Source organism: Micromonospora rhizosphaerae (assembly GCF_900091465.1).
GTDB classification, from domain to species: Bacteria; Actinomycetota; Actinomycetes; order Mycobacteriales; family Micromonosporaceae; genus Micromonospora; species Micromonospora rhizosphaerae.
On the sequence record NZ_FMHV01000002.1, the window covers coordinates 1,373,323 to 1,399,761 of the forward strand.

Annotated in this window: 28 protein-coding genes and 2 pseudogenes; 16 read left to right on the plus strand and 14 right to left on the minus strand. The window is 68.3% G+C overall.

Going from position 1 to position 26,439, the window contains the following annotated elements; all coding sequences use genetic code 11:
* Positions 1 to 65: 65 nt before the first annotated feature.
* Together GA0070624_RS06675 and GA0070624_RS06680 are read right to left on the minus strand one after the other, a co-directional pair.
* Complete coding sequence (locus GA0070624_RS06675) at positions 66 to 335, minus strand: hypothetical protein (protein WP_091337602.1); 270 nt, start codon at positions 333 to 335, stop codon at positions 66 to 68.
* On the minus strand, positions 332 to 628 hold the full coding sequence (locus tag GA0070624_RS06680) for a DivIVA domain-containing protein (RefSeq protein ID WP_091337604.1): 297 nt from the start codon (positions 626 to 628) through the stop codon (positions 332 to 334). Before GA0070624_RS06680 ends, GA0070624_RS06675 begins: the two co-directional genes overlap by 4 nt.
* Before the next feature lie 403 nt (positions 629 to 1,031).
* Between GA0070624_RS06680 and GA0070624_RS06685 the strand changes: the two genes are divergently transcribed.
* From GA0070624_RS06685 to GA0070624_RS35575, 3 genes and pseudogenes are all read left to right on the plus strand, one after another.
* Positions 1,032 to 1,241 (plus strand): winged helix-turn-helix domain-containing protein, encoded by a 210-nt coding sequence (locus GA0070624_RS06685; RefSeq protein ID WP_091337606.1) that lies wholly within the window; start codon positions 1,032 to 1,034, stop codon positions 1,239 to 1,241.
* Between the two features lie 268 nt (positions 1,242 to 1,509).
* Positions 1,510 to 1,887, plus strand: a pseudogene (locus GA0070624_RS36775) (SRPBCC family protein); the annotation flags it as partial.
* Positions 1,888 to 1,990: 103 nt separating this feature from the next.
* Entirely contained in the window at positions 1,991 to 2,233 is a 243-nt protein-coding gene (locus tag GA0070624_RS35575; protein ID WP_245718685.1) for a hypothetical protein, read from the plus strand.
* 329 nt (positions 2,234 to 2,562) lie between these two features.
* On the opposite strand, the gene GA0070624_RS06705 is transcribed toward GA0070624_RS35575, so the two are convergent.
* The gene (locus GA0070624_RS06705) at positions 2,563 to 3,225 is read right to left on the minus strand and encodes a response regulator (RefSeq protein WP_091337608.1); all 663 of its coding nucleotides are present in this window, start codon (positions 3,223 to 3,225) and stop codon (positions 2,563 to 2,565) included.
* A complete protein-coding gene (locus GA0070624_RS06710) occupies positions 3,222 to 4,337 on the minus strand; it encodes a sensor histidine kinase (protein ID WP_091337610.1) in 1,116 nt (371 codons plus the stop codon). Before GA0070624_RS06710 ends, GA0070624_RS06705 begins: the two co-directional genes overlap by 4 nt.
* Positions 4,338 to 4,555: 218 nt before the next feature.
* Between GA0070624_RS06710 and GA0070624_RS06715 the strand changes: the two genes are divergently transcribed.
* The 3 genes from GA0070624_RS06715 (at position 4,556) to GA0070624_RS06725 (ending at position 6,692) form a co-directional block, all read left to right on the plus strand.
* On the plus strand, positions 4,556 to 4,972 hold the full coding sequence (locus tag GA0070624_RS06715; RefSeq protein WP_091337612.1) for a DUF6223 family protein: 417 nt from the start codon (positions 4,556 to 4,558) through the stop codon (positions 4,970 to 4,972).
* A gap of 230 nt (positions 4,973 to 5,202) precedes the next feature.
* A complete protein-coding gene (locus tag GA0070624_RS06720) occupies positions 5,203 to 5,748 on the plus strand; it encodes a hypothetical protein (RefSeq protein ID WP_091337614.1) in 546 nt (181 codons plus the stop codon).
* 149 nt (positions 5,749 to 5,897) lie between these two features.
* Positions 5,898 to 6,692 (plus strand): SDR family oxidoreductase, encoded by a 795-nt coding sequence (locus tag GA0070624_RS06725; protein ID WP_091337616.1) that lies wholly within the window; start codon positions 5,898 to 5,900, stop codon positions 6,690 to 6,692.
* Between the two features lie 337 nt (positions 6,693 to 7,029).
* On the opposite strand, the gene GA0070624_RS06730 is transcribed toward GA0070624_RS06725, so the two are convergent.
* The 6 genes and pseudogenes from GA0070624_RS06730 to GA0070624_RS06755 all read right to left on the minus strand — a co-directional run bounded on the left by GA0070624_RS06730 (position 7,030) and on the right by GA0070624_RS06755 (position 11,787).
* Positions 7,030 to 8,259 carry an IS110 family RNA-guided transposase gene (locus GA0070624_RS06730; RefSeq protein ID WP_218105121.1) on the minus strand — a complete coding sequence of 410 codons (1,230 nt, stop codon included), beginning with the start codon at positions 8,257 to 8,259 and terminating at the stop codon, positions 7,030 to 7,032.
* 382 nt (positions 8,260 to 8,641) lie between these two features.
* Entirely contained in the window at positions 8,642 to 9,520 is an 879-nt protein-coding gene (locus tag GA0070624_RS06735; RefSeq protein WP_091337620.1) for an RNA polymerase sigma-70 factor, read from the minus strand.
* On the minus strand, positions 9,517 to 10,107 hold the full coding sequence (locus tag GA0070624_RS06740) for a carboxymuconolactone decarboxylase family protein (protein WP_091337621.1): 591 nt from the start codon (positions 10,105 to 10,107) through the stop codon (positions 9,517 to 9,519). The genes GA0070624_RS06735 and GA0070624_RS06740 overlap by 4 nt, the downstream gene beginning before the upstream one ends.
* A 72-nt stretch (positions 10,108 to 10,179) precedes the next feature.
* Positions 10,180 to 10,351, minus strand: a pseudogene (locus GA0070624_RS36780) (IS1380 family transposase); the annotation flags it as partial.
* Between the two features lie 128 nt (positions 10,352 to 10,479).
* A complete protein-coding gene (locus tag GA0070624_RS06750; RefSeq protein ID WP_245718686.1) occupies positions 10,480 to 11,229 on the minus strand; it encodes a VOC family protein in 750 nt (249 codons plus the stop codon).
* 132 nt (positions 11,230 to 11,361) lie between these two features.
* A complete protein-coding gene (locus GA0070624_RS06755; protein WP_091337627.1) occupies positions 11,362 to 11,787 on the minus strand; it encodes a hypothetical protein in 426 nt (141 codons plus the stop codon).
* A gap of 507 nt (positions 11,788 to 12,294) precedes the next feature.
* On the opposite strand from GA0070624_RS06755, the gene GA0070624_RS06760 reads away from it, so the two are divergent.
* The gene (locus GA0070624_RS06760) at positions 12,295 to 12,897 is read left to right on the plus strand and encodes an alpha/beta fold hydrolase (protein ID WP_091337629.1); all 603 of its coding nucleotides are present in this window, start codon (positions 12,295 to 12,297) and stop codon (positions 12,895 to 12,897) included.
* A 371-nt stretch (positions 12,898 to 13,268) separates the two neighbouring features.
* On the opposite strand, the gene GA0070624_RS06765 is transcribed toward GA0070624_RS06760, so the two are convergent.
* A complete protein-coding gene (locus tag GA0070624_RS06765; protein ID WP_245719127.1) occupies positions 13,269 to 13,808 on the minus strand; it encodes a DUF1062 domain-containing protein in 540 nt (179 codons plus the stop codon).
* Here GA0070624_RS06765 and GA0070624_RS35580 point away from each other — a divergent pair.
* On the plus strand, positions 13,752 to 14,045 hold the full coding sequence (locus tag GA0070624_RS35580; protein ID WP_245719223.1) for a hypothetical protein: 294 nt from the start codon (positions 13,752 to 13,754) through the stop codon (positions 14,043 to 14,045). The genes GA0070624_RS06765 and GA0070624_RS35580 overlap by 57 nt on opposite strands.
* Before the next feature lie 382 nt (positions 14,046 to 14,427).
* On the opposite strand, the gene GA0070624_RS06770 is transcribed toward GA0070624_RS35580, so the two are convergent.
* Complete coding sequence (locus tag GA0070624_RS06770) at positions 14,428 to 14,892, minus strand: hypothetical protein (protein WP_141714947.1); 465 nt, start codon at positions 14,890 to 14,892, stop codon at positions 14,428 to 14,430.
* Between the two features lie 284 nt (positions 14,893 to 15,176).
* On the opposite strand from GA0070624_RS06770, the gene GA0070624_RS06775 reads away from it, so the two are divergent.
* Positions 15,177 to 16,529 carry an IS110 family RNA-guided transposase gene (locus GA0070624_RS06775; protein WP_176731612.1) on the plus strand — a complete coding sequence of 451 codons (1,353 nt, stop codon included), beginning with the start codon at positions 15,177 to 15,179 and terminating at the stop codon, positions 16,527 to 16,529.
* Positions 16,530 to 17,400: 871 nt separating this feature from the next.
* Here the strand turns inward: GA0070624_RS06775 and GA0070624_RS06780 are convergent.
* Positions 17,401 to 19,002, minus strand: coding sequence for an MFS transporter (locus GA0070624_RS06780; protein ID WP_091337633.1), 1,602 nt, complete (start codon positions 19,000 to 19,002; stop codon positions 17,401 to 17,403).
* Between the two features lie 688 nt (positions 19,003 to 19,690).
* Between GA0070624_RS06780 and GA0070624_RS06785 the strand changes: the two genes are divergently transcribed.
* From GA0070624_RS06785 to GA0070624_RS36330, 7 genes are all read left to right on the plus strand, one after another.
* On the plus strand, positions 19,691 to 20,629 hold the full coding sequence (locus tag GA0070624_RS06785; protein ID WP_091337634.1) for an RNA polymerase sigma-70 factor: 939 nt from the start codon (positions 19,691 to 19,693) through the stop codon (positions 20,627 to 20,629).
* A gap of 382 nt (positions 20,630 to 21,011) precedes the next feature.
* On the plus strand, positions 21,012 to 21,521 hold the full coding sequence (locus GA0070624_RS06790; protein WP_091337636.1) for a hypothetical protein: 510 nt from the start codon (positions 21,012 to 21,014) through the stop codon (positions 21,519 to 21,521).
* Positions 21,522 to 21,794: 273 nt separating this feature from the next.
* On the plus strand, positions 21,795 to 21,998 hold the full coding sequence (locus GA0070624_RS33805) for a hypothetical protein (protein ID WP_141714949.1): 204 nt from the start codon (positions 21,795 to 21,797) through the stop codon (positions 21,996 to 21,998).
* A gap of 350 nt (positions 21,999 to 22,348) precedes the next feature.
* The gene (locus tag GA0070624_RS06800; RefSeq protein WP_091337640.1) at positions 22,349 to 23,551 is read left to right on the plus strand and encodes an MFS transporter; all 1,203 of its coding nucleotides are present in this window, start codon (positions 22,349 to 22,351) and stop codon (positions 23,549 to 23,551) included.
* A 196-nt stretch (positions 23,552 to 23,747) separates the two neighbouring features.
* Positions 23,748 to 24,404: a hypothetical protein gene (locus GA0070624_RS06805; RefSeq protein WP_218105122.1), complete on the plus strand. Its 657-nt coding sequence runs from the start codon at positions 23,748 to 23,750 to the stop codon at positions 24,402 to 24,404.
* A gap of 276 nt (positions 24,405 to 24,680) precedes the next feature.
* Complete coding sequence (locus tag GA0070624_RS06810; protein ID WP_281180951.1) at positions 24,681 to 25,496, plus strand: low temperature requirement protein A; 816 nt, start codon at positions 24,681 to 24,683, stop codon at positions 25,494 to 25,496.
* Positions 25,394 to 25,858: a low temperature requirement protein A gene (locus tag GA0070624_RS36330; protein ID WP_281181043.1), complete on the plus strand. Its 465-nt coding sequence runs from the start codon at positions 25,394 to 25,396 to the stop codon at positions 25,856 to 25,858. Before GA0070624_RS06810 ends, GA0070624_RS36330 begins: the two co-directional genes overlap by 103 nt.
* Positions 25,859 to 25,942: 84 nt before the next feature.
* Here the strand turns inward: GA0070624_RS36330 and GA0070624_RS06815 are convergent, their stop codons facing one another.
* Complete coding sequence (locus GA0070624_RS06815) at positions 25,943 to 26,389, minus strand: hypothetical protein (RefSeq protein WP_091337642.1); 447 nt, start codon at positions 26,387 to 26,389, stop codon at positions 25,943 to 25,945.
* Positions 26,390 to 26,439 lie beyond the last annotated feature (50 nt).

The following is a 26,439-nucleotide window of genomic DNA, read 5'->3' on the forward strand; positions in this document are numbered from 1 at the left end:
GGCCTGGGCGCGCGGCGACCTGGCCATGACCGAGGCCCACCTGCCCGCACTGTGGACGACCGTCTTCACCGACGGTTGAGCCACGGCGCGCGCCGCGCGCAGGGCGAGGTGTGGTCGACCGGCAGCGCACATCGCCCGCCGCCGTCGGGCAGCAGCCGGTCGCAGAAGACCCAGTGGCGTACGTTCTGCTGGTCCTCGGCCGAGACGGTCACCCCGCCCGGCTCGACGCGGGCGCTGAGCCGGGCCAGCACCCGAGCGGCGGTACGGGCGAAGATCCGGGCGCGGTGCAGGTCCGGAGCGGTGATCGGCAGGTGGATCACCCAGCGGTCGGTCATCGGTAGTGATGGTTGGCCGACTGGGCGCTCTGCCACGCACGCAGGGCGTTCTTGACCCGTACGTTCTCTTCCTGCACCGCGACCAGGGCGGTCTGCGCGACGGCGAGTTCGTCGGCCACGCGGTGCAGGAAGGCGCGGATCTCGACCGGGTCGAGGCCGCGCCGGCGGACATTGAAGCACCGGTCGCGGATCTGCCAGGGCCGGAGGGGAGACCGACCCTGGGGTGGGCCGGCGTTTTCCGTGGGACGTCGTTCCTCGCGTCGGCTCGCCAGCCGACGGACCAGGTTGCGCACGGGTGCCCGCCCTTCGTCGGATCGGGTCGAGGTGGAAGGGGCGGTCTCCTGCCGGTTTTGTCGGCGAAGACCGCCCGCCCTGCCAGCGCAGCCTCGATCGGCGGGTACGACAGCAGGGCCGCGCCGGGGGAGCGCGGAGGGTGAGGTCTCGGCGGCGATGCGAGACCGGTACGAGAGGCGCCAACCGACCGCAGCGGCACCGCATCACCGAGAGCGACGCTACCGATGCAGCATCACCTACGTCAAGTACCGCTCCTTCGTCTTATGCCGAACCATCATCACCATCAGCTATGTCACCGCTGTCACCTCTTTCAGTAGATGCGTTGCCTACTTCGAGAGTGTGGATCAATACTGGGTGGGCCAACCGACTGCAAGGGGCCGCATCGTGCCTATTCCGCCCACTATGGACGAGCTGCTAGATGATCTGCGAAGCAAGATCGAGGACGGGACCTATCCGCCGGGCACCCAGCTGCCCTCAGGTCGCGCGCTCGCCGCCTCCTACGACGTCTCGCACTCAACCATCCAGCGGGCGATCGCGACTCTGCGGGAGCAGGGCGTGCTGGTCGGCCGCCCGGGTCGAGGGGTCTTCGTTGCGGAGTCCACCCGGCGCTGACCGCCGACGGCTGGCGCGGGCAGGCGCGGCACAGACGGTCCCGTCTTTTTTCACCTCGTCTTGGCCTGGCGTACGCCTCAGAGCAGAAAGACGTCCATGCAGCCGGCCTGATCAGCCGGGGGCGGCACCGGCAAACTCGGCCGTGTCGGCTCGAACCCGCGGCGCTCGAGGCCGCAGTCTCGTGGATCGAGGAGAGCCGGCGCACGTGGTCAGAGCGAATGGACCGGCTGGAGACGCACCTCGCCTGCTTGCAGAAGCGTGAGAACCAGTGAACGACGACGAGCTCGTCTATCGGCGGGTCTTCCGCGCGCCGCGCGAGCTGGTGTGGCGGTGCCTCACCGAGCCCGCCGAGCTCGCGCATTTCTGGGGCCCGCGCGGCATGGCCACCCCGATCGACGGCATCATTGTCGAACTCCACCCCGGCGGCCGCTTCGAGACCCTGATGCTCGGCGAGCACGGCAGCCACCGGATGGTCGCCACCTTGACCGACGTCGTCCCGCCCGAGCGGCTCGCCTGGGTCGAGCCGGCGAGCGGTATGCACACCACCAGCACGCTCACCGACCTCGGCGACGGCAGAACCGCGGTCGTCATCCATCAGCGGTCCGTGCCCGAGGCGATGCGCATGCCCGAGGCCCGCGCCGGCTTCCTCACCTCCCTCGCAGCTCCGATCGCCGAGACTGCACGCGTGGCAGCCGCCGGGCGGCGGTGCTGCCGGTGCACTGAGCCATGCCGTCATCCACTCCCTGGATGTGACGATCGCGCTCGACCGGCCTGCGGTCGCACCGAGAGAGGCTGCGATCGCCGTCCTCGACCAGCTCACCGCCGCCAACGGCACCTGGTTCGGGATCGACCTGACCGGTGTCAGGCTCGAGGCCATCGACACCGACTGGAGCTGGGGAAGCGGCCAGCTCGTTCGCGCCGACAGCGGTTCGCTGGTGGCACTTCTGAGCGGCCGCGCGCTGCCCGATGGCCGGACACTGCACCGCGGCTGATGCACCGAGGCCGACGCGCCTTCAGGTGAAGACCCCAGGACAGCACGTGCGGAGTCCAACACGACCCCCACGTGTTGCCGTACTGGCAACTGCGGAGGCAAGAGATTCGGGTTGCTTCGGCCTGCGCTACTGGCCCGGTCGGGCGTCCGCAGCCGCCGAGGCTGCGTTTCCGTTGCGCCCGGTATAACGTCCGCACATCGACAGCTCAGGATGCCCGCTCGACTCAGACGCCAACTACTGACCGTGATCGCTCGTGATCGATCGGCAAGCGCGGACGGCGGCAGAAGAGCGCACCTGATCTTGGATCCGGCCGCGCCGCCGTATCGATGTCAGCGGTTGCGTGGGGTTACCAGGCCGGATTCGTAGGCGAGGACCACGAGTTGGGCGCGGTCCCGGGCATGGAGCTTGGCCATGGCCCGGTTGATGTGGGTTTTGGCGGTCATTGGGCTGATCACCATGCGTTCGGCGATCTGGTCGTTGGATAGGCCCTGCGCGACCAGGGCGACGGTCTCGCGTTCGCGGTTGGTCAGCCCTTTCAGCCCTGTGTCGGCGCGTGTGTGGAGCGGCTCGGTGACGTACCGGTCGATCAGCTTGCGGGTGATCGACGGTGCGAGTAGGGCGTCGCCGCGCGCGGCGACACGTACGGCGTGCAAGAAGTCTTCCGGCACGATGTCTTTGACGAGGAATCCGGCGGCGCCGGCGCGAAGCGCGTTGAAGACGTATTCGTCAAATCCATAGTTCGTGAGGATGACGACGTGCACCCGGGCCAGGGTCGGGTCGGCGGCGATGCGCCGGGTCGCCTCGATGCCGTCGATGACCGGCATCTGGATGTCGATGAGCGCGATGTCGGGCAGGTATTTCCTGGTGAGAGCCAGGCCCTCCTTCCCGTCGGCGGCCTCGGCCACCACCTCGATGTCGTCCTCGACGTCGAGGAGCGCGCGGAATCCGCTGCGAAGGAGCGGCTGGTCGTCAACCAGCAGGACACGGATCATGACGGTTGATCCACGGGAAGTTCGGCTTGGACGGTGAAGCCGCCCTCGCTGCGTGGTTCCGCCCGCAGGTGACCTCCGAGGGCGGTGACTCGTTCGCGCATCCCGAGCAGCCCGACGCCGGGCACCGGCGCGGTGTCCGGCGTGGCCTTGCCGTCGTCATCGACCCGTACGGCCAGGGCGTCGGGACGGTAGTCGATCCGGACCGACGCCGTAGCGGCGGCGGCGTGACGGGCGATGTTGGTCAGCGACTCCTGAACGATCCGGTAGACGGTCCGGTCCACCGCAGCCGGCACATCGTGTCGTTGTCCCTCGATCGTCAGCGTCGCGTCCAGGCCAGTCGTCCGAGCCCGTTGCACCAGTTCCGCGACGCGGTCGAGCCCATGCGGCGGGTTCTTGTCGTCGTCGCGCAGCGCCTCCAGGGTCGCCCGCAGTTCCCGGGCCGCCTCGCGACCGGCCTCCCGGATCGCCAACAGGGCCTCCGGCACCTGTTCACCCCGCCTACGGGCCAGGTGGACGGCGACTTCGGCCTGCACCTTGATGACGGAGATCTGGTGGGTGAGCGAATCGTGCAACTCCCGCGCGATGTGCAGCCGCTCCTCGTTGGCACGGCGCCGTGCGGTCTCCTCCCGGGTGCGCTCGGCCTCATCCGCCCGGCGCTCGGCCTGCCGCAGCGCTTCACCCGCCGCACCGGCGGCGATCAGCCAGGCCAGCTCGAGGACACCTCGGGCCTGCGCGAACGCCTCGCCCGTATCGTGCAGGCCCGAGGCCATGGCCGCGAGGGGGAGAGCGGCCAGCATAATCACGCTCGCCGCCACCGTGATACTGCGGTGTCCCGCCCGCACGGCGGCATACACCGCGAACAGGTACGCGACGGCAGGCACATCGAAACCGACCGCCTGGTAACCCACCGCGCACAGCCCGGTGACGGCCAGCACGGGAACCGGAGCGCGGCGGCGCGCGGCCAGCGCCAGGCCGCCGGCCGCCAGCAGCGCGTAGCCGAGCAGGTCGAGAGTGGTGGCGGCGTGCTGCCCAGACAGCCCGGTGACCAGCAGGATCACCGCCACGCCGGCGGCGATCGCCCAGTCTTCGACACCGATGCGTCCCCTGCTCATGCGCGCACCCTAACCGGCTTTCTGCCCGGGGGACTCATGCGCGCGGACGATCGGCCGCCTACCGCACACGCGGTACCTTCCCAGCTTCTGCGGCATCCGCAGCAGCCGGATGCGCCGCTTGCGGCAGCGTGAAGTGCCCACGTCAGCAGGACGACAGGAGGTGAGTCCGGCGGACAGGATCAGACGACGTCCAGTCGTAGGAAGAAACGGAGAACCTCATGTCCGTCCGTCGCCTGCTTACCGCAGCCGCCGCCGCACTGCTCGTGGGTTTCGGCCCTGCCACACCAGCGGCCGCGCACGTCTTGGCCCAGCCGGCCAGTGCTTACGGCTGGACCCCCGAGCGAATCTGGGGCTCTGCGGCCGCGCTACTAGCGCTGGTTGGCGTGGTCATCGGCGGCCTGGCTCTGGCCCGATCCGCCGGTCGTATCGGCAACGGCGACGGGGGAAGGGGGGCCATCGTGGCCCTGGTGGCGGGGCTGATCGCCGTGGTCAATGGCGGGCTGGTGGTGGTCACCGCCGACGGTGGTCTCGGCACCGGCAACGGGATCGCCGGTGGCTACCTGGCCCTGGCGCTGGGGATGATCGCCATGGTCCTTGGTGGGCTGGCTCGGGCCCGCTCCCGCCGCACCGGCTGACCGGCTGACCGCCTGACCGCGGCGAATACGCGCGCGTTCGGGTCTGCCTGAAGACCGCCGCACCAAGTTCCAGCGCGCCGTACGCGTCCGCCCCAGCCTCCTGCTCGGGTAGCTACCCTCAGCCGCAGACTTACCGGCGAGCGCCAATTCAGCAGGCATTCAGTCACGCAGCGCTACGTGACACTTGGTAGCAGCTTCCTTCACGGCACCCCAACTCAGGAAGGAGAGCGATGCGACACACCATCTCGATCTGGCGAACACTCGCTGCCGGCCTCGCCGGAGGCATCGCGTTCGTGCTAGGCACGTTCGTCACATTCCGCCTGCTCGGCGGTTCACGTCTAGGCGCGGAAGGGTTGTTGTTCGACCCCGACACCCAGCATCCCAAGGTCATCACCGTGTGGAAGGAACTGGAGCCACTTCCACGGATTCTGGAGAATCCGCTGATCATCCTCGGCGGGATACTCGCGTTCGGGATCGGCTACGCCTTCGTCTACCGGTCCATCGCTCCTGCGTGGACGACGGGCCTGCACAGCAGGGCATGGCGGCTCGGCCTCATCGTGTGGCTGGGCACCGTGTTCGCCGAGCTCATGGGCCCATTCAACGTGCTGCACCAGCCCGTGAACCTCAGCGTCGTGGCCTGGGCGATGTGGGCGGTATGCGCCTTCGCCGAGGCGTATGCGCTGGTATTCGTCTTGGACCGCGGCCTGTCTAAGGGCCGTGAACAAGGCGAACGCGGCCCCGCGCATCGCTCCACCGCGGCCGAATCCAATGCCTGACGACAACCGGTGGAGACTCCAATGACCATCACTGTGTTCGACTCGACGGGCCGTACCGGCCGCCACATCCTCAACCTAGGCGTTCGCCGCGGCCACCGCATCACCGCCTTCACCCACTGGCCCAGCCGTTCCAGGGTGAGGAGGGGGCTATGACACGTCCAGGAAGGGTGCTCGTCACTGGCGGTACCGGCGTGCTGGGTCGCGAGCTGGTACGTCGGCTCCAGGATCGGACCGAGGTGCGGGTGTTGAGCCGTCGCCCATCTCAGGGACCTGGGTTCGTCCAGGGTGATCTCGAGACCGGCGAGGGCCTGGCCGCAGCGGTCGAGGATGTGGATACGATCGCCCACTGCGCGAGTGCGGCCGACTACCGGCGACCGCAACGGGACGTGACCCAGCTCCGGCAGCTCCTCGACGCGACAGGTGGAGCGCGGCCGCACCTGGTGTATGTCTCGATCGTCGGAGTGGACCGGGTTCGGTTCGGGTTCTTCCAGGCCAAGCTAGACACCGAGCGGCTCGTCGAAGACTCCGGCCTGCCATGGACGATCCTGCGGGCCACCGAGTTCCATGATCTGATGCTGATGTTTTTGACACGACTCTCCAAAGGTCCGGCCGCCGTGGTGCCGCGGAAGTCACTGTTCCAGCCAGTCGACGTGGGCGATGTCGCCGAGCGAATGGCCGAACTCGTCATGGGGCCTGCGGCAGGCCGCGTTCGCGAGCTCGGCGGGCCGAAGGTCGAGTCGATGGCGGACCTGATGCGTGCCTATCTCGCCGATGCACAGCGCCGCCGCCCAGTCATCAAGATCCCCCTGTGGGGCAGGCTGGGCGCGGGGTTCGGCGTGGGCGGCCACCTGCTCGCCGATGGTGACCGCGGCACGGTCACCTTCGCCGACTACCTACACGCGCGTAGTGACGCTGACGGCCTCCTCGACCATCCCTACCGCTAAAAGCATGGGACCTGCTACAGGAAGGAGCGTGTCATATAAGGGCTATGGCTCCGCCAGTCCACCGTACTGGGCGATACGTCTAGTACCGTTTCGTTTTGGTTTGGGAGTCTTACCCTGGTTGCAACCCCTAGGTGGGGATCGATGAGATCGACCGCCGATGCGGCAGGTCCTTAAGCAGCCTTGCGACCGCACCACAGGCCGGTCTGTCGCCCCAGAGCACTATCAACATACTGCTGTTGCTTGTCGCTTCTATGGCGGGCGATATCTTCGCTAGAGCAACGATCTACTACATACTCATCTCGGCACGAGCGCGCAGTGCGGCATGAGTAGCCCTGTGTCAAGCGGGAGGGGCGAGGACGGCCTGCAGAGCTCGGTGGCGGGTGGGGTCGTAGGCGACACGGTCTTGCCAGCAGCGCCAGATCACGTGCAGCCAGGCGCGGGCGAGGATTCGAGTGGCGTGGGGGTGGTCGTGGCCTCGAGCCCGGGCCCGCCGGTAGAGGTCGGCGGCCCAGGGGTTGGCGTGGTGGGAGTCGCCGGCGAAGTCGATGACTGCTCCACGGAGTTGTTTGTCGACGGCCCAGCGAAAGCTGACGACTTTCACCTTCCCGGACTGCCTGGTCGAGGGCGCGGCGCCGGCCAGGCAGGTGAGTGCCTCGGGCGTCGGGAAGCGGCCGCGGGCGTCACCGATCTCAGCCAGAAGCCGGGCCGCTCGCACGATCCCCGCCCGGGGCAGGGACGTGAACACTGCCGCGTCGGGATGCTGCAGCAGCTGGAGCTCAATCTGCTCTTCCAGCGCGTTGATCTGCTCCCGCAGGGCGGTAAGCCCAGCCACCAACGCAGCGGTGACGTGCGCCCGGGCGGTGGCTTCAGGACCGGTGGTCCCGCGGGTAGCCGCACGCAGATGGGCGTGCAGCAGCCCGGCTCGTGCCGGGTTGGGGTAGGAGACGCTGCGCAGCCAGTTCTGCAGTCTGCGTGGCGACAACCAGTCGACCTTGTCCTGAGTCGCGAACCGGGTGAGGAAACTCAGGGTGATCGCGGAGTCGATGTCGCGGAACAGCCCGATCACGGCGGGCAGAACGTGTTCGAGGTGGGCGCGGAGCTGATTGGCCATCGCGACACGGGCGGCGATGAGGTCCTTGCGGGCGCGGACGGTCATCCGCAACGTGAGTGTCGCGGGAGAGTCGACGGTGAGGGGACGCAGGCGATGGCGGTCGGTGCGGACGGTGTCGGCCAGGACGTAGGCATCGAAGCGGTCATCCTTGTTGCCGGCTGCGCCGTAGCGGCGGCGCAGGTGCTTGATCTGGTTCGGGGCGATCACGAAGACCGTGAGCCCCGCATCGAGGAGGGCCTCGACGATGGGCCCGTCGGGGCGTTCGATACCGACCTCGAGCACAGCGGCTTGCTGCAGGCATCGCAGCAGCTTCCGCAGCCCCGCAGCGGTGTGCTCGACGAGCATCCGTTGAACCTCAACACCGTCGGGGCCAACGACCGCGAGGGCGTGCTCACTACTGGCCCAGTCGATGCCCGCAGTGGGTCGACGCATCGAGGAGTCGTGTCCGACACTCATAGTGTCCTCCTTGCTGTTGCAGCAGCAGGTGGGCACCCAGTGGTCTCAGGACACGGAAGCCGGTCGCTCACTGATCGGCGCTCGACGGCGCTCAGCCCTGTCGCCAGTCATACGTGTCCTGGGACCACCGGGCCCCGCGGAACTCATGCCGGACCTCTGACGGTCAAGCGTGCAAGGCGGTGGCCCGGTGGAGACCAGGTGCGCCGACGACCCGAGATCGCCGGCACCAGACACGGTGCCCGACGAGACCGCCGACAGGAAGAGTCTGCGCAGTGAGCGTGCACACCACGGCGACCCGATCGGCGGCACGGGTCACGGGCAAATACGTTGGCTGGCGCCCGCGGATCGGGAAAGATCGACCGCGAGGTGACCCACGTGCGACTCACCGTCGAAGCTCGGCCACCTCGCCCAGCCGCTCGAGCTTGTGCGGGTTGCGGATCGCGTAGATCTGAGTGATCCGGCCGTCGTCGATGACGAACGACACGGCCGTGTCGTTCTCGCCGCCGGGGTCGATGCGCGCCGCGATGCCGCCGTTGAGGTCGACGATGAAAGCCGTGGCGCCGGGCGCGACCTCGGCGAAGCGGGCCATCACCGGGGCGAGCTTCGCGGCCCCGCGGACCGGCTTCGGGATTGTCGGGGCCAGGCCGCCGCCGTCGCCCACGACGAGCACGTCGGGAGCCAGCACCTCGAGCAGTCCGGGCACGTCGCCGGTGGTCAGCGCGGCGAGGAACCGCTCGACCACCTGCTCCTGCTCGGTGCGGCTCACCGACATCCGCGGCCGGCGCGCCGCCACGTGCTTGCGGGCCCGCGTCGCGATCTGGCGCACCGCCGCCGGCGACTTGTCCAGCGCCTCGGCGATCTCGTCGTACGGCACGTCGAAGACCTCGCGGAGCACGAAGACCGCGCGCTCCGTCGGTAGCAGCGTCTCGAGTACCGCCAGCATGGCGATCGACACGCTCTCCGCGAGCTCGACGTCCTCGGCGACGTCCGGGCTGGTCAGCAGGGGCTCGGGCAGCCACTCGCCCACGTACTCCTCGCGCTGCCGCGCGAGCGTGCGCAGCCGGTTGAGGCAGAGCCGGGTCACGATCCGCACGAGGTACGCCCGGGGGTCCCGGACCTCGCAGCGCTCGCCGTCGACCAAGGCTGCCCACCGCAGCCAGGTCTCCTGCACCACGTCCTCGGCGTCGGCGACCGAGCCGAGCATCTCGTAGGCGACGGTGAACAGCAGGCTGCGGTGGACGACGAAGGGGTCCTCGCTCATGACGCGGACGCTACTCCCGGTCGCTCGGCCAGCGGCTTTAAGCCGCACGCGGCGGCGAAGCCGTCGGACTCGATGCCGAGCGCCACGTTGCCACGCGTGCTCATGTTCGCGAATGCGATCACCGAGGTGAGCTCGACCACGGCGGGAGGTCCCAGCTCGGCGTGCAGCCGGTCCACCAGCTCGTCGGTCACGGTCGGCGGTGTCTGGCTCATCGCCTCGGCGTACTCCAGGACGTCCCGCTCCAGCGGAGTGAAGACGTCCGCCTCACGCCACCGCGGGATCTCGCGCGCCTTCTCCACGTCGAGCCCCTTGTTGCGGGTCTCGAAGTAGTTGAAGTCCAGGCACCACGTGCAGCCGACTAGCGACGCGACCGCCATGTGGGCGAACGACTTCAGGCCCTCGTCGCAGGCGTCCCACTTCTGCAGCTTGCCGCCGAGGCCGAAGCTGGCGAACAGCACCTTCGGGTTGTGCCAGTAGACGCCCACCGCCGTCGGCACCTTGCCCAGTTTCTTCTCGATCATCCGCTTGATCAGCGCTCCCTTGACGCCGGTGATCTCGGCCGGGGGGATGCGGGTCGTGTGCTCCATGTCTCCTCCTGTGTCGGTGGCTGTGTCGGTGGCTGTGCCGACGGGTTGGTAGGTCGTCACGCCATGGAGACACCGGCCGGGCCGCGGATGTGACATCGAGCGGGAAAAACGGCTGGTCTGTTCGTCGTAGACAGTCGGTGTACTCCATCGTGGTCCAGGCGTCCTCGGGGATCGAGGAGATCGCAGTCTTGACCTTGGCGTCCAAGCGCACGGTGACCGAGACGTCCGCGCCCGACTTGAGTGCCAAGGCCGGGGCGCAGCGGAATGACGTTCCGTACGGGCGAGCGGAACGCGGCAGATCCGGATGCCCGTGCGGCCGGGAACCGGCGGAGGACATGTAAGCACGATCATCCTTGGGGTGCGAGCAGAGCCCTATTCGCGGCCAACCCAGGTGGCAACGCACGCCTCGTTGCCCTCGGCGTCTGCCAGAACCCACCACATCGGCGCGTGCGCTTCGGAGACGAGGCGGCCGCCGGCAGCCAGGGCGGCGGTGATGCGAGCCTCGGCTTGATCGTGCGGAACGGCGACATCGAGGTGCATGCGGTTACGCTCCGGGCGCGCCTCCTCCATTGGCTGCAAACCGAAGCTGGGGCCGCGGCGCGCCGGATCAGCCAAGTAATCGTCACCGATCTGGTGATACCCAAGCAGCGCCCGCCAGAACGGCAGCACGTCCGCGCCGACGAGTGCGTCCAGGGTGATGTTGATGAGTTGCACAGCGGTCGGGTCGGCTGGGATGTGCAGTGCCTTGGCGGCGGCCGAGATCCGTCGAGCCAGCGCGATGTCGCGCCGGGACAGGGACACCGTAACGCCGGCGTAGCGCAGGTCGACGTTGAGGTACTGCTGCTCGGCTTCGCCGACGAGTCGGCCGATTTCATTGACGAGCGCGATGCCGAGGGCCAGCGTGCCGGTCCGGAAGTAGGCCGAGACCACATGGTAGAGAGAGCGCCAGTCCTCGACACCGTCGGCCGCGTGGAATCGCCCAGCGGTGATCTGCACCGTCATGCTGGCGAACTTAACATCGGCAGCGCGACATGCGCTCACACCGTGGCTCTGACAACGACCAACACGGACGTCTGCATCACCGACCAGACCGGAAAGCGCCCGGATCAGGTGCGCGCTCATCGGCAGTTCCGCGCACACTCAGCGGCAGATGCGCGCATCCGCTGCTAAGGACGTGCGACGGCAGCGCCGGCTGCCTCTTGGCCTTGCGGTCAGTAGTGAGCGAGGATCTGCGCAACTGGGTGGCCGAGGAGATCAGCCGTCTTGGCGAGTTCCTCTGCGTCGAGTTCGTATTGCGATCGAGTCGGGTTCATGGCGCTCACCTCGAACCGTGCGAAACCGATGGGCCAGTCGTAGTGCAGGCTGTTCAGCGGGTACGACCGCACCGCAGCAGGGCACCGTCACGTCCAGGTGGTCGAAGCTCAGGCTGCCATTTGCCCTGACGACGTCCCCGAGCCAGTCCAGACCGATATCCCGACCACAGCGCGAGCACGTGATCTGGCTGGTGTTCTCGCCGGCGTCGATGAGGGTCATCCGGTCGTAGAACTTGTATTCCACCTCGTCGACGGCGTCGTCGTGGCCCGAGAACAAGCTCGCAACGTAGGCAACGGCGGCGGCCGCGTCGTGGGCGGGCTGCCAGCCCGGGTTCGTCGGGATCAGGCGGATGTACGAGTCGCTCACAAGCCAAGCATGCCTGGTGCTGTGCTCAGCATGTCGGGCGCCATCGATGCATGATCAGTCGAGCCGCCGCTTGCTCTGAATGCTCATCCGCCTTCTCTGGACTCCGCGCCCGCGTTGCCCGATGCAGCACGCCCGCGACATGGGGCACCCGACCAGCGGCAAATCCGGTCGTCCCAATTGCGGATCGAACCTGCGCTGGCGGAGAGGATCGCCGATGGACAATTGACGTCGCCATGGCAAGAGGATCCCGATGGACGACGCCACGGCTGAGGGCCTACGACGCCGACCCCGCGCTGGCCGCCCAGGCCCACCTCGAGGACGAAGTCCGCAAGACTATCGGACCCGTCAGGCAAGATGAGGGCATCAACGCCGCCTGAGCGCGGCAGCAGTGGGACCTTGTGCATAGGTTGGGCGCGGCTGGAACGGGCCCGGTGGGTCGCCGGGCTTCGCACGGGCCGGCAGCGGGTATCGAACCGAATCGTCATGAGGGCGCGAAGGAGGATCGTCATGGCAGGGACCCGGCAGATCCTGTTCATCCAGGGCGGCGGCGCGGGCGCGCACGACGAATGGGACGACAAGCTGTTCGACAGCCTGAAGCGGGAGCTCGGGGACGGGTACGAGGTCCGCTACCCGCGAATGCCCGACGAGGACGACCCGAGCTACGCCAGGTGGAGCGCGGCCATCCGGCGTGAGATGACGGCCTTGGACGACGGCGCGGTCGTCGCCGGCCATTCGGTGGGCGCGACGATCCTCATCAACGCGCTCGCCGAGCGGCCACCGGAGCCGGAGCTCAGGGCAATCGTGCTGATCGCCGCTCCGTTCGTCGGTGCGGGCGGCTGGCCCGGCGACGAGTTCGAGCTGCCGCACGACCTCGGCGCGAGGCTGCCGCAAGGCGTGCCGGTGCATGTGTTCCATGGGCTCCAGGACGAGACTGCCCCACCGTCGCATGCTGCCCTGTACGCCCGCGCCATCCCGCATGCACAGCTGCACCGGCTGCCCGGGCGCGATCACCAGCTGGACAATGACCTGAGCGAGGTTGCGAAGACGATTAGTCCTAACGATCTCGGCCCCCGTCACCCGGGCATAGCCAAGAGCCCACAGCCCTCCTAATCGACAGTCACGGCCTCGGCGCTCGGGTGCCTACGCACGAGGTCACGCTGCTGCCGTACCCAACGACGCCTGACACCAGCGGGCCGCCACCGAAGTTCCACAACTCGGTCAACCTCGCGGAATCGATCATCCCGAATCAGCGCTCAAGCTGCACCACGGGCTCACGCTGTCATCCGCAGGATCGGATGCACTGTCATCGGCAGATGCGGATGCTCGGCGCGGACGGCGCAGGTCTCGGCCCGTGACAGAGCGTCACTCTGACGGCGTTGATGAGGTGAATTCCGACTACTCGATCAACGGAGCCTGCCAGTCAGTCTCAACCCCCGATCCGTGGCCCGACCCCGTCAGGGTCGACGATGGAGTCGGGGCGTTCACCTTCGTCGCCGGTATCGGGCCGGCCCTGACCTTCGTTCGCGCCCGGTCATGAGCGACCGCGCGCGGACCGCCGCGTGATGCAGTCCGGGGCAAGGCCACCGTGCCTCTCGCCCCGGCTCAGGCCCACGGCGGCGGCTCATTGCAGGACGAATGAGAAGTCCCTGTGAGTTCTGCGGTTCAGCGGAACGCCGATCTTGACGGGGCGAGCGATCTCCCCGCGGCTGATGCCCAGCCCCTGGGCGATGAGCCGTTCGGGGCGAAGGGGGCACGGGCTCGTCGAAGATGACCGAAACCTGGATGGGCCAGGGGCTTTCGGGAGGGGACGGGGCGAGCAGTTCCCGGCATGAGTCCCACTCCAGGGCGAACCGGTTGCGCCGGGCGATCAGCGGGTCGAGAAGGACGCGGGCGACGAGGGCAGAGAAGATGCCGGAGCAGCCCTCCAGAAGGATCGGATCCAGGTACTGGACCGGGACGCGATCGTGAGCGGTGATTTTGCTGCTGCGGTCGCAGGAAACGCAGGCGACCAGGAGCCAGATGTCGAGGAGTTTGCCGTTGGCATCGACGCGGAACTTCCCGTCGCCGGTGCTGGCGAGGCCGGAATGGCAGTGGACGCAGCGGAACGCGAGCAGGGGAAGGCGCGTGCGCCGAACGGTCCAGGACAGAACGATATGAGGACGCGTAGACATGATCTCTCTGAAGACCTGACGGAAGGCATGGGAAAAGAGCCGACGGCGACGTCGGCGACCGATGCACGGGGAAGGTGTCAGGTCTAAAGAGCAGGCGGCGTCACGCGGGGTGAAGTCCTCTCGTGAGGTCGGAGAAGAAGATCCAGTTACAAGGTAGGGCGGGGCGGGCTGGCGAGACCACCCATTTTTGTCCTGGTGCCGAGCACTGAGGGGCGGGTCGGCGAGCTGGGCGTCGACCACGCGCCGATCGCCCCCGCGGCCCCTTTCTGCCGTATTCCGGCGGCCCCCAAACTGACGTGCAGGCATGGGGCAGAGGCTCTGCAATAGCGCCGCACGGCGCACTCTCATCGGCACGTCCGGATGCAGGCATTCGCGATCCGGTTACCTTCCGTGACGAGCGCTTCGCGGCATGTCCGTGCGTTCGGAGACCGAAGCGTTGATTACCGCTAGGTGATCACGCAGCGCGAGGCTACGGGATGACGCAGTCCCAGGAGCCCGAGGTCAGGCCTCGCTCGCCGGCACGCCGAAGAACACTCTCCTCGCCGAGTACTGAGAACCCGTCATTGCCCCCGGGCCAGAACAACGCCAAACGACGGCTACTCCCGGCCACCTCAAGGAGTCGGTTGACCTCAGCGGCAGGGGCGATGGAGCACTCCATCCAGGGATCCTCTGTTGCGGGCACCTTAGGCTCATCCGCGGCATACATGTAGAGATAGCGGGGCGTGCCGTTCACTGCCAAGGCATAACCGGCCGAGTCTTCGTCGAAGGGTCCGGTGACCGTAGCCAGATGCAGCTCAACGCCGCAGTCATTGAGCGCGGCCGATATGCCGCCTAGCCACGCATCCACCTCCCCATCGGCAAGGTCCTCACCATCCGCGCGCCACGCACCCCCAGCGGTCCACATCACGTCTTCGCCGGAGGACAGGGCCTGCATCAAGGCGCACCTGTGATCCTCAGCGATGTCCCGACCACAGCCCCGCATCTTCCAATGCGGAGATGAGTTCCTCGAACGGAGTCACGGCGACCATGATGCCGCAGCTGGCGGTCTACCATCGCCCACCCAACGCTCTGTCATCGGCATGACCGTGCACCATGTCCGGCGCGACCAGCGCCCGATCAGCGGCATAGAAAGACGTTCTGCGTGTCGATGCAGGACGTAGGAACGTCCCCCTGATGCGCTTGTCGGGCTTGGTGTCCCATCGCAGGAGGAGGACGTTCATGGGTAACGGTAGCGGCGTGTCCCGGGGTGACCGCAACCGCAACGCGCGGCTTGCTCGGTTGCGGGTGCTGGTCCCGGCCACGAACGCGATCGTCGGCATTGATCTGGCAGATAAGAAGCAGATGGTCGTGGTTACCGATCATGACTCGAAGGTGTTGGCGCGCAAGACGTTCAGGTGTCGGGCGTGGGATCTGGGTGCGGCGTTGGACTGGGCCGCTGAGCGGGCCGCGGTGAAAGGCTGGGCGGGGGTGACGGTGGCGTGCGAGCCGACCGGGCACCGGTGGCGGGTGCTCGGGCAGCTGGCCGCGGACCGGGCGATGCCGTTCGTGTGCGTGCAGCCGATGCTGACGTCGTGGGCGCGGCGCAGTGAGGACCTGACCTCGGACAAGACCGATGAGAAGGATGCGGTGCTGATCGCCCGGCTGACCGCGCAGCTGCGCTGCTACGTACCCGAGCCGGTCGATGAGACCTGGGGCCGGCTGCGGCATCTGGGCGCCCGCCGCGAACAGCTCGTCATCGAGATGGTCAGCCAAATCCAGCAGATCCGCGCGCTGCTGGAGTGCGTCTGGCCCGCCGCGCTCGATACCGCCAAGCAGCCGTTCCGCTCCCGCACCTGGGCGGCGGCGATGACGGTGATCTGCGATCGTGACGGCGGTGACCTCGCCCGCACCCGACGCCTCGGCGCGGCCCGGTTCGAGCAGGCGGTGCGCCGTGAGATCACCCGCCGGGGTGGGTGCAAGCCCTCGCTGCGCATCCTGCGGCACCTGTTCACCGCGTTGACCGACCCCACCGGGGTGACCGCCCACCGGCCCGGCGCGCTGGAGCGGGTCGCGTTCCTGCTGCAGGACTGGCAGGCCGCCGCCGACAAGCTCGCCGACACCGAGACCCGGATGACCGACGTCCTCGACGAGCTCAAGCTGACCGAACTGGTCACCTCCATCCCCGGCCTATCGGCCGTCGGCGCCGCGGCGATCCTCGCCGAGACCGGTGACCCGAACCGGTTCGCCACCGCCCGTGCCCTGGTCAAGCACGCCGGCCTCGCGCCGCGGGAGAAGCTGTCGGGCACGTTCGTTGGTCGCACCAAACTCACCGGCCAGGGCCGGCCCGCGCTGCGTCTGGCCGCCTGGCGGGCGGTCTGGGGCGCCCAGCGCGGCAACGCCGTTTACGCGGCCCGCTACCACCATCTGACGACGCGGGAGACCAACAGGCTCACCGCAACCCAAGCCCAGACCGTGATCGCCGCGGCGATCCTGCGCCAGTTGCACGCCGTGATCACCACCGGCCAGGCCTGGGATCCCCACATCGCAACTCACGGTGCAAACGGCCGCCGGCAGCTGGCTCTGGCCGCCTGACTCTGCCGTGCGGCGTTCAAGCCGACGGTCGGGGCGAGCCCTACGCGGCATTGAGACACAACCTGATCTCGACGCACATCATGGGCAGCCCCGGCCCGTCGTCCCATCAACCCGATTACACGTTGCTGGGGACCAACCCCATCACCGCTATGCAGGGACAGACGACGGCCGAGGCACCGACCAGAAGCTTGACACAAAACGACTTACGCTGATGTGCGGACGCTAACCTCGGCGGCTCGGGCAGCCTAGCCGGTGGAGTAAGGATCTTTAGGATGGTTGCGTGTCGGTGGAGTTGGCGTCTTCCTGGTGTGCGACAGATCTCGGGGTCTACCGCCCATGCCGGTACACCTACGAGCGGTACCCGCTCAACAGCGTGCCTCCCGTATTTGACGCTCTCGGCGGCTTCCGCTGGCTTGGCGATCGGGGACAGCACAACGCTGACAACGTCAGCGTTTTGACCCGTCTCAACACAAGCCTCAACGCCGTGGGTGTGGCGCTGCCGGAAGACTTCGTCCAGTTCTACTCCTCGGATGGCTGGGCGGGCGAGCTGGACGCCGTCTCCGTGACTGGATGCTGGACCAGGCTCGCGGTCCGCTGCCCACGTTCAGTCCCGTCCTCGGCGCGATGGACTCCGTTGCCCTAATCGGCTTCGGCTCCGACAGCCGCCCCGCGGCCGCGAGGAACACCCTGGTCGGTCGGCCGACGATCCCGCGTCCGTGCTGATCCCGCGGATTGGGCAACGGCGTCTCCGTCGCCCGAAAAGCGTCCATCGTGCTCATGGATGCGCATGTGGAGCCCAAGTACTGACCCCGGCGCCAGAAGAAGGGCCGGGGCCTGACTCGGGCCCCACATGGTCGGGACCTGCCGGCGGCTAGCCCGCGTGGACCAGCGACTCGACGGCCCCGGCCTCGCGGTCACCGCCCGCCGGGCCGGCCGCCGCCGCGCCGGCCTGCCGGCTAGGCGCCTTGGCGTTGATGAAGACGCCCGCGACCACCGCGGCCAGCAGCATGATGCCCGCGGAGATCCAGGTCGCCACGGAGTAGCCGTGCACCGTCGCCTCGGCCAGTGCCGCCTTCGCCTGCAGCGTTTGCTGGGCGGGGTTGACCCGGTGGTCCGTCAGCCAGTCCGTGGTCGCGCTGGCCGCGATCGTGTTGAGCAGTGCGGTGCCGACCGACCCGCCCACCTGCTGCATGGTGTTGAGGGTCGCCGAGGCCGCCCCCTGCTCGTGCGCGGCGACGCGGCTGGTGGCCGTGGAAATGGCCGCCATGAAGGTGGCGCCCATGCCGAGGCCCATCATGCAGATTCCGGGCAGGACGTGGCTGAGGTAGGTGGCGTCGACGTCCATGGAGGCCAGGAAGGCCAAGCCGCCGGCGGCCAGCGTCAGACCGGGCATGATCAGCGCCCGGGCCGGCACCTTCTGCAGCAGCCGCGCCGAAATCTGCGTGGAACCGATGATCATGCAGGCGGTCATCGGCAGGTAGGCCACACCGGTCTTCAGCGGCGACCAGCCCTTGATGCCCTGCAGGTAGTAGGTCAGGAACAGGAAGACGCCGAACATGGCGATGGTGACCAGGGCCATCGTCAGGTAGGCGCCCGCCCGCTGGCGGTCCTTGACGATGTGCAGGGGCAGCAGCGGCGTCCGGGCGCGGGTCTGCCACAGGCAGAAGATCCCGAGGATCACCACGCCGCCGATCAGCAGGGTCAGTACCCGGGTGTCGTCCCAGTCGCGGGACCCGGCCTCGCTGAAGCCGTAGACGATGGACAGCACGCCGGCGGTGCCCAGCACGGCACCGAGGATGTCCAGCTGGGCGCCGGTCCTGCGGCCCGGGTCCTTGAGCATCACGATCGCGCCGATCACCGCGAGGGCGGCCACCGGGGCGTTGACGTACAGGCACCACCGCCAGTCCAGGTACTCAGTCAGGAAGCCGCCGAGCAGCATGCCGATGGCGCTGCCGGCGCCGGCGATGGCGCCGAACACGCCGAACGCCTTGCCGCGTTCGCGCGGGTGGGTGAAGGTCGTGGTCATCAGGGACAGCGCGGCGGGGGCCAGCAGCGCGGCGAAGACGCCCTGCAGGGCTCGGGCCGCGAAGAGCATGCCGGGGCCGGTGGCAGCGCCGCCGAGCGCGGAGGCCCCGGCGAAGCCGATCAGGCCGATGATGAAGCTGCGCTTGCGTCCGAACAGGTCGCCGAGGCGTCCGCCGAGCAGCAGCAGGCCACCGAAGGCGAGGGTGTAGGCGGTGATGGCCCACTGCCGGTTGCCGTCGGTCATGCCGAGGTCCTGCTGGGCGGACGGCAGGGCGATGTTGACGATGGTCATGTCCAGAACCACGATCAGCTGGGCGAGGGCGATGACCACCAGGCCCCACCAGCGGCGGGGGTCGGGGGGCGGCGGGGCGGCTCCCCCCTTGCCCAGTGATATGTCGATGCTGACGGGGCGTTCTGGCCCGTTTTCGGGCAGGGCTATGTCGGCCATGTATCGGGCTACCTTCTACGTGTGGGCTCGGGGTCGATTCGGGTCGATCGCAGTGGGTCGCTACCGCACTGCGGCACGGTGCGGCGCGTCGGCGACGGCGTTGCCGCTCAGCGCCGATTGAGACGGGCGAGGCTGGACATCAGGACCTCGTCGACCAGGCGGTCGATGTACTCGTCCGCGACTCCTCACGCCGCATCATCTGGCGTTGGGCGAGGTCGGCGAGGTTCCGAGAGACCTTGTTCTCGGATGCTCCTGGGCCGTGAGCTTGCGAGAACGAGGGCCAGGCCGTGACGTACGGCCAGCTCAGCACCTCCGAGAACAGGGGCATGTACCTGGGTGACGTTTTCACGACAGGCTGTTTCGGGAGTGCTCGGTCGCGGTCGCCGGCAAGCTGACCGGCTGGCTGGCCGTCCATGTCGCCCATGCCGAGCCTCAGCCGGAGCGAGTCGTCGTGTCGGTCGTCGTGGATGTGGACATGGCGAGGTCTTCCCTTCTCAATCTCACTCGTGGTGTTGCTTGCCGCCCGGATCGTTCGCGCGGCGGCCGGACAAACACGAGACGCCGGCGACCCGATCCCCGTGACAGCTGTGATCGTGTGATGCGGGCCACCGATCATGGGGTGTCACACAGCGGTCGAGACCGGCGTCTTGGTAAGGCAGGGCTTAGAGCGAGCAGGCAGGAGCCGGGCATGAGCGAGCTCAGCGAAGGAACTACGGATACCGCCGAGCCGCTCGATCGTGCCGACCGCGTGGACTCCGCCACCGAGGCGTTCGTTGCCCACCGCAACCTGCTGTTCACCGTCGCCTACGAGATGCTCGGTTCGGCCACCGACGCCGAAGACGTCCTGCAAGAGACCTGGCTGCGATGGGTGGGCGTCGATCTCGACACCGTGCGGGAGCAGCGTGCCTACCTGGTGCGGATCGTCACTCGGCAGGCGCTGGACCGGCTGCGCGCGCTCGATCGGCGTAAGGAGTCCTACGTCGGGCCGTGGTTGCCCGAGCCGTTGCTGACCGCGCCTGATGTGGCCGAGGACGTCGAGTTGGCCGACAGCATCTCGATGGCGATGCTGCTGGTGCTGGAGACGCTCGGGCCAATCGAGCGGGCGGTGTTCGTGCTGCGCGAGGTGTTCGATCTGGAGTACGACGAGATCGCCGAGGCCGTCGACAAGACCCCCGCCACCGTACGCCAGATCGCCCACCGGGCACGGGCACACGTCGCCGCGCGCCGAACACGCGTCAGCGTCTCCCCGGCCGAGACCCGAGCCGCGCTCCAGGCCTTCCAACGAGCGGTCGAAACCGGCGACCTGCAGTCCCTGCTCGACATCCTCGCGCCAGATGTCGTCGCCCTGAGCGACGGCGGCGGAGTCAGACATGCCCTGCTGCGGCCCGTCGTGGGGGCCGGCAAGGTGGCTCGCTTGCTGGCTAGCGGCTGGTACAAGCGCGGCGTCGAAAGGTCGGTCGAGCCGGTACAGGTCAATGGTGGCCCGGGGCTGCTCGTCCGAGTCAATGGAGAGATCGACGGCGTGCTGGCGGTGCGGGTCGAGAACGGATGCGTCACCGGCCTCTACCATGTGCGCAATCCCGAGAAGCTGTCGCGTGTGGAGCGGGAGACCGCCGTGAGCCGCTGAGGCCGGAACGACCTACAGCCCGCCGCGCCCCGATGAACACACCCGGCCACTGCCATCATGCCAAAGGAACTCCCGACGGTTGGTCACGCGACCCCACCGGTCCGGGCCCCTCTCGATGGGGCGGATGGATCAGCCTGACGGCCCCGATAGACGGCCCGGCAGGGCACAGCCGTTCTCATAAATGACCAGATGCGAGAGTTCCAGATCATGATCCGCAGCTGACCAACGGCGGCCCGCACCCCGGCGGCATCCGAGACGTCCTGTCATCGGCACGTCCGGATGCGTGCACCCGTGAGCTGGTTACCTTGCGTGACGAGCATGACAGTGCGTCGCGTCGGGCTCGGCTGGCCGGTCCGGCCAGAGCACCGGCGAGATCAGTCTGGTGGGCGCTCGGATCGGCGGTGCTCTGTTCCTTAACGGGGCGGAGTTGACCGGCCCGGTGACGGCGCTCGATGGCACTTGGCTCCGTGCTGGCACCGACGTGCTCGCTCAGGACGGCTTCACCTGCCGGGGGGCGTTGCGGCTCGACAACGCCGAGATCGGTGGTTCTCTCCGCTGGGAAGGCGCCGTCCTCGAAAATCCCGATGGCGCCGCACTCTCCGGTCAGGACCTGCGGGTCGGCGCGAACGCCGACCTGTGTGACGGGTTCAGCGCCAACGGGGCGGTCCGTTTGCGCTATGCCGAGATCAACAGCTGGTTGTGCTTCGAGCGGGCCACGTTGACCGTCCCCGTCGGGAGGACCGCGTTGGACTGCCGCCACGTCGTCGCCCGGGAGCTGGTGTTGCTGCCCGCTGAGCCACCCGATGGCGTCGTGGATCTGAGCCATGCGCGGATCGGGCTGCTGCGTGACGACCCGGCGACCTGGCCGTCGGCCCTGCACCTGGAGGGCTGACGTACGAGACGTTGGCCGAGCTCGACAACGGGGCTGACCGGCTGCGGTGGCTGCGGCTGGACCCACACGGATTCCGGCCTCAGGCGTACACGCAGTTGGCGCAGGTATATCGCAGCGTGGGCCGCGACGACGTTGCGCGTACTGTGCTGCTCGCCGGTGAGCGCCACCGGCGTGACATCCTTGCCCTGCCAGGACGGTTGTTGGGGGGGTCTGCAGGACCTGACCGTTGGATACGGCTACCGACCGGTCCGGGCCGCCGGATGGCTTGCGGCCTTGCTCGTCGTTGGCACCACGATGCTCGGGCTGAATCCACCCCGGGCCGTCGAGCCCGGCAAGGCGCCCGACTTCGTCGCGTCCATATACACGCTGGACCTGATCCTGCCGGTCATCGACCTCGGGCAGCAGTCAGCGTTCCACCCAGTTGGGGCGTCGGTCTGGTTCGCCTACGCCCTGATCGCCGCCGGGCTGCTGTTGTGACCACCATCGCCGCCGCCGGTGCCCGCCAGTTGCGGCGCGACTGACCGCCCCGCCACACCACACACCCGAGCTGGGGCGTCGCTCTACTTTCGGCAGATCTGGTCGTCTCGACGCGTTGTCAGCGGCCAGATCCGGATGCCGGTCATCGGCTGGGCGGCTCGAACCGGAGGCCGTTCACCGCAGCACCGTCGAATCACCGCAACATGATAATGACCGATTCGTTGTCACCGGGCGCGCCCGCAGTGCGATGGTGAAAAACGATTTGACAGCGGCGATAGTCTGATCCTCCGTACTTCCGGCGGACCGTGAGTCGCGAGGGGGCCCTGCCCTCTCGACACTCAGGAGCCGCAATGCGCCGGGCGCCCGCCCTCTCCTTTCTCCTCGTCACCGTCTTCCTCGACATGCTCGGGCTCGGCCTGATCGTGCCGATCGTGCCCGCCCTGATGACGGCCGTCACCGAGGACGCCACCGCCGCTGTCCGCTGGTCCGGCCTGCTCGGCTCGATCTACGGCCTGCTGCAGTTCGTCGTCTCGCCGCTGCTCGGACGGCTCTCCGACCGGTACGGCCGGCGTCCCATCCTGCTCGCGTCGCTGACCTGCCTCGGCGTCGACTGGCTGGCCCACGCGATCTCACCCAGCCCCTGGACCCTCTTGCTGTTCCACGCCCTCGCCGGTGCGTGCGCGGGTACGAGCACCGTGGTCAACGCGTACATCGCGGACGTCACGGAACCCGAGTCGCGGGCTCGCGCGTACGGGCTGATCGGCGCAGCGTTCGGGCTCGGCTTCGTCGCCGGCCCGACCGTCGGCGGCCTGCTCGGCGCCGTCGACGTACGCCTGCCGTTCTTCGCCGCGGCCGCGCTGTCCTTCGCCAACGTCGCGTACGGCTGGTTCGTTCTTCCCGAGTCGCGGCCCGGAGACCGGACGACCCCGCTGACCCTGCGGATGGCGAACCCGGTCGGCTCCCTCGCCGTCGTCCTGCGCCGGCCAGTGCTCGGGAGGCTCGCGTACGCCCGCTTCTGCGCCGACGTCGCCCGCATGACCCACCAGTCGATCTGGACGTTCTTCCTCACGTACCAGTTCGTCTGGAGCACCGCGCACATCGGCGTCGTGATGGCGGCGGGCGCGCTCGCTGGCGCGGTCTTCCAGGCCCGGGCCGTCGGCCCGGTCGTCCGCCTGCTCGGCGACAAGCGTGCCGCGGTGGCCGGCAGCCTGCTCGGCGTCGCGTCGCTGGTAGGTACGGCGTTCGTGTCCGTGCCGTGGATGCTCTACGTCCTGCAGGCGGTCGGCGTGCTCGGCTCGGTCGGCGGTGCGGCCGCGCAGTCGTGGATCTCTCGCAGCGTCCGGGCCAACGAGCAGGGGACCGTGCAGGGCGCGCTGACCGGAATCGGCGCCGTCGCGGAGACCGTGGTGCCGGTTGCGGCCGGTGCGGCGTTCGGGTGGTCGCTGGCGTACGCATCACCGGGTTGGGTCTTCGTCGGTGCGGCCGCTTTCGGGGCCGTGTCGGCGCTCCTGCTGGCCGCGACGCCCGATGTCCGGACAGCGCCGATCGAATAAGGCGGTTGCGGCTGGTGCGGTCGTATTGGCATACACAAGACTCCGACGGTTTCCTGCGCGCCCGGACGACCGCAACTCGTGCCGCTCACCGCATCCTCTGCTCGGCACCTCCGGACGGCAACCGGGCCAACTCGGCGTGACGCTACGTAGCGCTCGAATCGCGGCATGAGAGTGCACCGAATCATGGGCGATCGGCATGACATACCGTCTGGTGATGGCGTACGCGGGCTCCCGGACCATAAATGTCGGAACCTGGTTGCTGCCCGAGGACGAAGACGCGTTCGACCTGGCGTTGCGCGACGCGTTTCCTGGCGCCGCGTGGCGGTGCTCGCAACCGGGACCGCTGGGACTTCACCCAGTCCACCTGCACGGCTCGCTGGCAAACGCGATGGCCTGCGGCGGCCGGGGAGTTCAGGCGTTCCTGCACCTGCCGATCGGCGCAAGCCTGCCATCAACCGTCACGCTTGCCGACGGCGTCCCACTGCCGGACGGGCCACCGGTCGCTGCCATTGTTCAACTCCTGCGCTCGACGCGCCGACATGACTCCGGCGGTACGTACTGCGATCACGACGCCGGGTACCAGCACCCGGAAGGCGGTGCGTACTTTGATGCCGGCAGGCTGGCCGCTAGCTGGTTCGAGGACGAAGTCGGTGCCGACACACACCAGGTCCTCCTGCGGCAAACACGGGCGGTTCGGTCGGTGCTGATAGCCACCACTCGTCCGGCTCGCATCAAAGATCAGAATGGCAGACGGCTTACTGGCTACCGCATCGGTCCGGCCGCTCAGGCGATGGCCGAAGCGACGGGCACCCTTCTCGGCCGCACTGGATTACAGCGGTTCCAGCTTGGCTGAACCTGCCGCGATCTCGACGTCAGGCAGCGCACTCAACTCGGCATGTGAGTGCACCCGCAGGCGCTCAGATGTCACCGACTGTAACCGCCATGGTCGACGAGCTGATCCGGACCGGCGGTGGCGGGTAGAAGGAAGAAGTGGCCGCCTGGACCGAGGCCGCCCGTGCAGCGGGGGCCGCCCGGTTCCAGGCCAGGGCCGCGTATCTGAATTCACCGGCGCTGCGGCGTGGTACGAATGCTTCAAGCCTGAGACAAAGCAGGCAGAACGGGCGGGTTGATGACGACGAGCGGTGCCAAGCTGCTGCGAAGACCCGAGGAGCCGCGGCGGGCGAACTTCCTGGAGCTGTTCTTCGACCTGGTGTTCGTCGTCGCGCTCGTCCAGCTCTCGAACGGGCTGGTCCAGGATCTCACGTGGAGCGGCGCTTTCCAGACGCTGGTGCTGCTGTTGGCGATGTGGTGGGTCTGGTCCGTCACGGCGTGGGTAACCGACTTATACGACCCGCAGCGGTCGGCGATACAGCTGCTGGTGACCGCGAGCATGCTCGGCAGTCTGGTGATGGTGGTCGCGCTGCCCGATGCCTTCGGCGAGCGAGGTCTGGTCTTCGCAGGCATGTACGCCGCCATCCATGTCGGCCGCCAGATCTTCCTCGTCCTCACTCTGCGTGGCCATGAATTGCAGCGCAGAAGCGTGCGGGTGTTGTTCTGGTTTGGTGTGTCGGCGGTGCCGTGGATCGCGGGGGCGCTCGCGCACGGTGCGGCGCGTGGGGCGTTGTGGACGCTGGCGGTGGCCGTGGACTACACGGCACGCGGATTCCGCTTCCCCACGCCGGGGTTGGGTCGCTCGCCCGAGTCGGAGTTCCCGATCGTGGCCGAGCATCTGGCCGAGCGGTACCGGCAGCTTTTCGTCATCGCGCTCGGCGAGTTGATCCTGGACATCGCGTTGACCCTCAGTGGCAGCGGCTTCGCGGCTGATCGGACCGCGCGTTCGTGGTGTCGTTCGTCGGCACGGCGCTGTTCTTGCGGATCTACATCTACCGCTCGGGAGAGTTGTTGCCGGCTGCCATCGCAGCGGCGCCCCACCCAGACCGCTTAGGCGTGTCGGCGCTAACCGCTCATCTGCTCATGATGGCCGGCATCGTCGCGACCGCAGTGGGCGACGAACTCGTCATCGCCCATCCACTCGGGCACACACGGCCGGCCTGGGTCGCCGTCATCCTCGGCGGGCCCGCGCTGTTCCTGGTCGGGCGTTCCTTCTTCGAGTACGCGGTGTTCAGCCGCGTGTCCCGGGACCGGGTGATCGGGCTGCTCGTGTTGGTCGCCCTGACACCGCCGATGCTCCTCCTGCCGCCGCTACTGGCCGCCATCGCCGCAATCGCGGTCCTCACCGGGATCGCCATCGCCGACGCAGCACGCGCCCGCGGACGCCCACCCGAGCCGCCGTCACCACCCGGCTAGCCGGAAAGTGCCACCCACGTCCCGAGACTGTTCTGTCACGAACGTCCTGAGAGGCGACACGCCGGCAGCGGACAGGCCCGGTGATCAGGCGGCCGGAGCCTGCCGCAGGGCTTCCGCGAGCGCCTCGGCGTTCTTCTTGTCCACCCGGGGGAAGGTGAGAGCCACGCCGTCGCCCGCAGTACCGAACGCGAGGCGCAGCAGGCTCACGACGCCCATCTTGGCCTCGGCCAGCGACACGTGTTCACGGGGCACCTCACCGAGGACCTTCTTTCCGGGGCCCCCCAGAAACGTCTGCGGCAAGAAGATCAGTCGACGGTTGGTGAGCACGACGAACTGCTTACGGGTCGATGCCAGCGCCGCCCCCAACAACGCTCCGCCACCCTCAAGCCTGACCGCCTGGCTGACGACCGTCCCGAGTCGACTGGACGAGAACTTCCCGACCATGGCCCGCGTCGCCACGACCGGCTGCTCACCGGACTGCAGGATCGGCGTCACCTGCTCGAACGCACGGGTCTGAAGCTTCTGCTGCACTGCGTCTCCGTTCCTTGGCCGCGAATCGCGCCGATTGTAATGACTCGGAG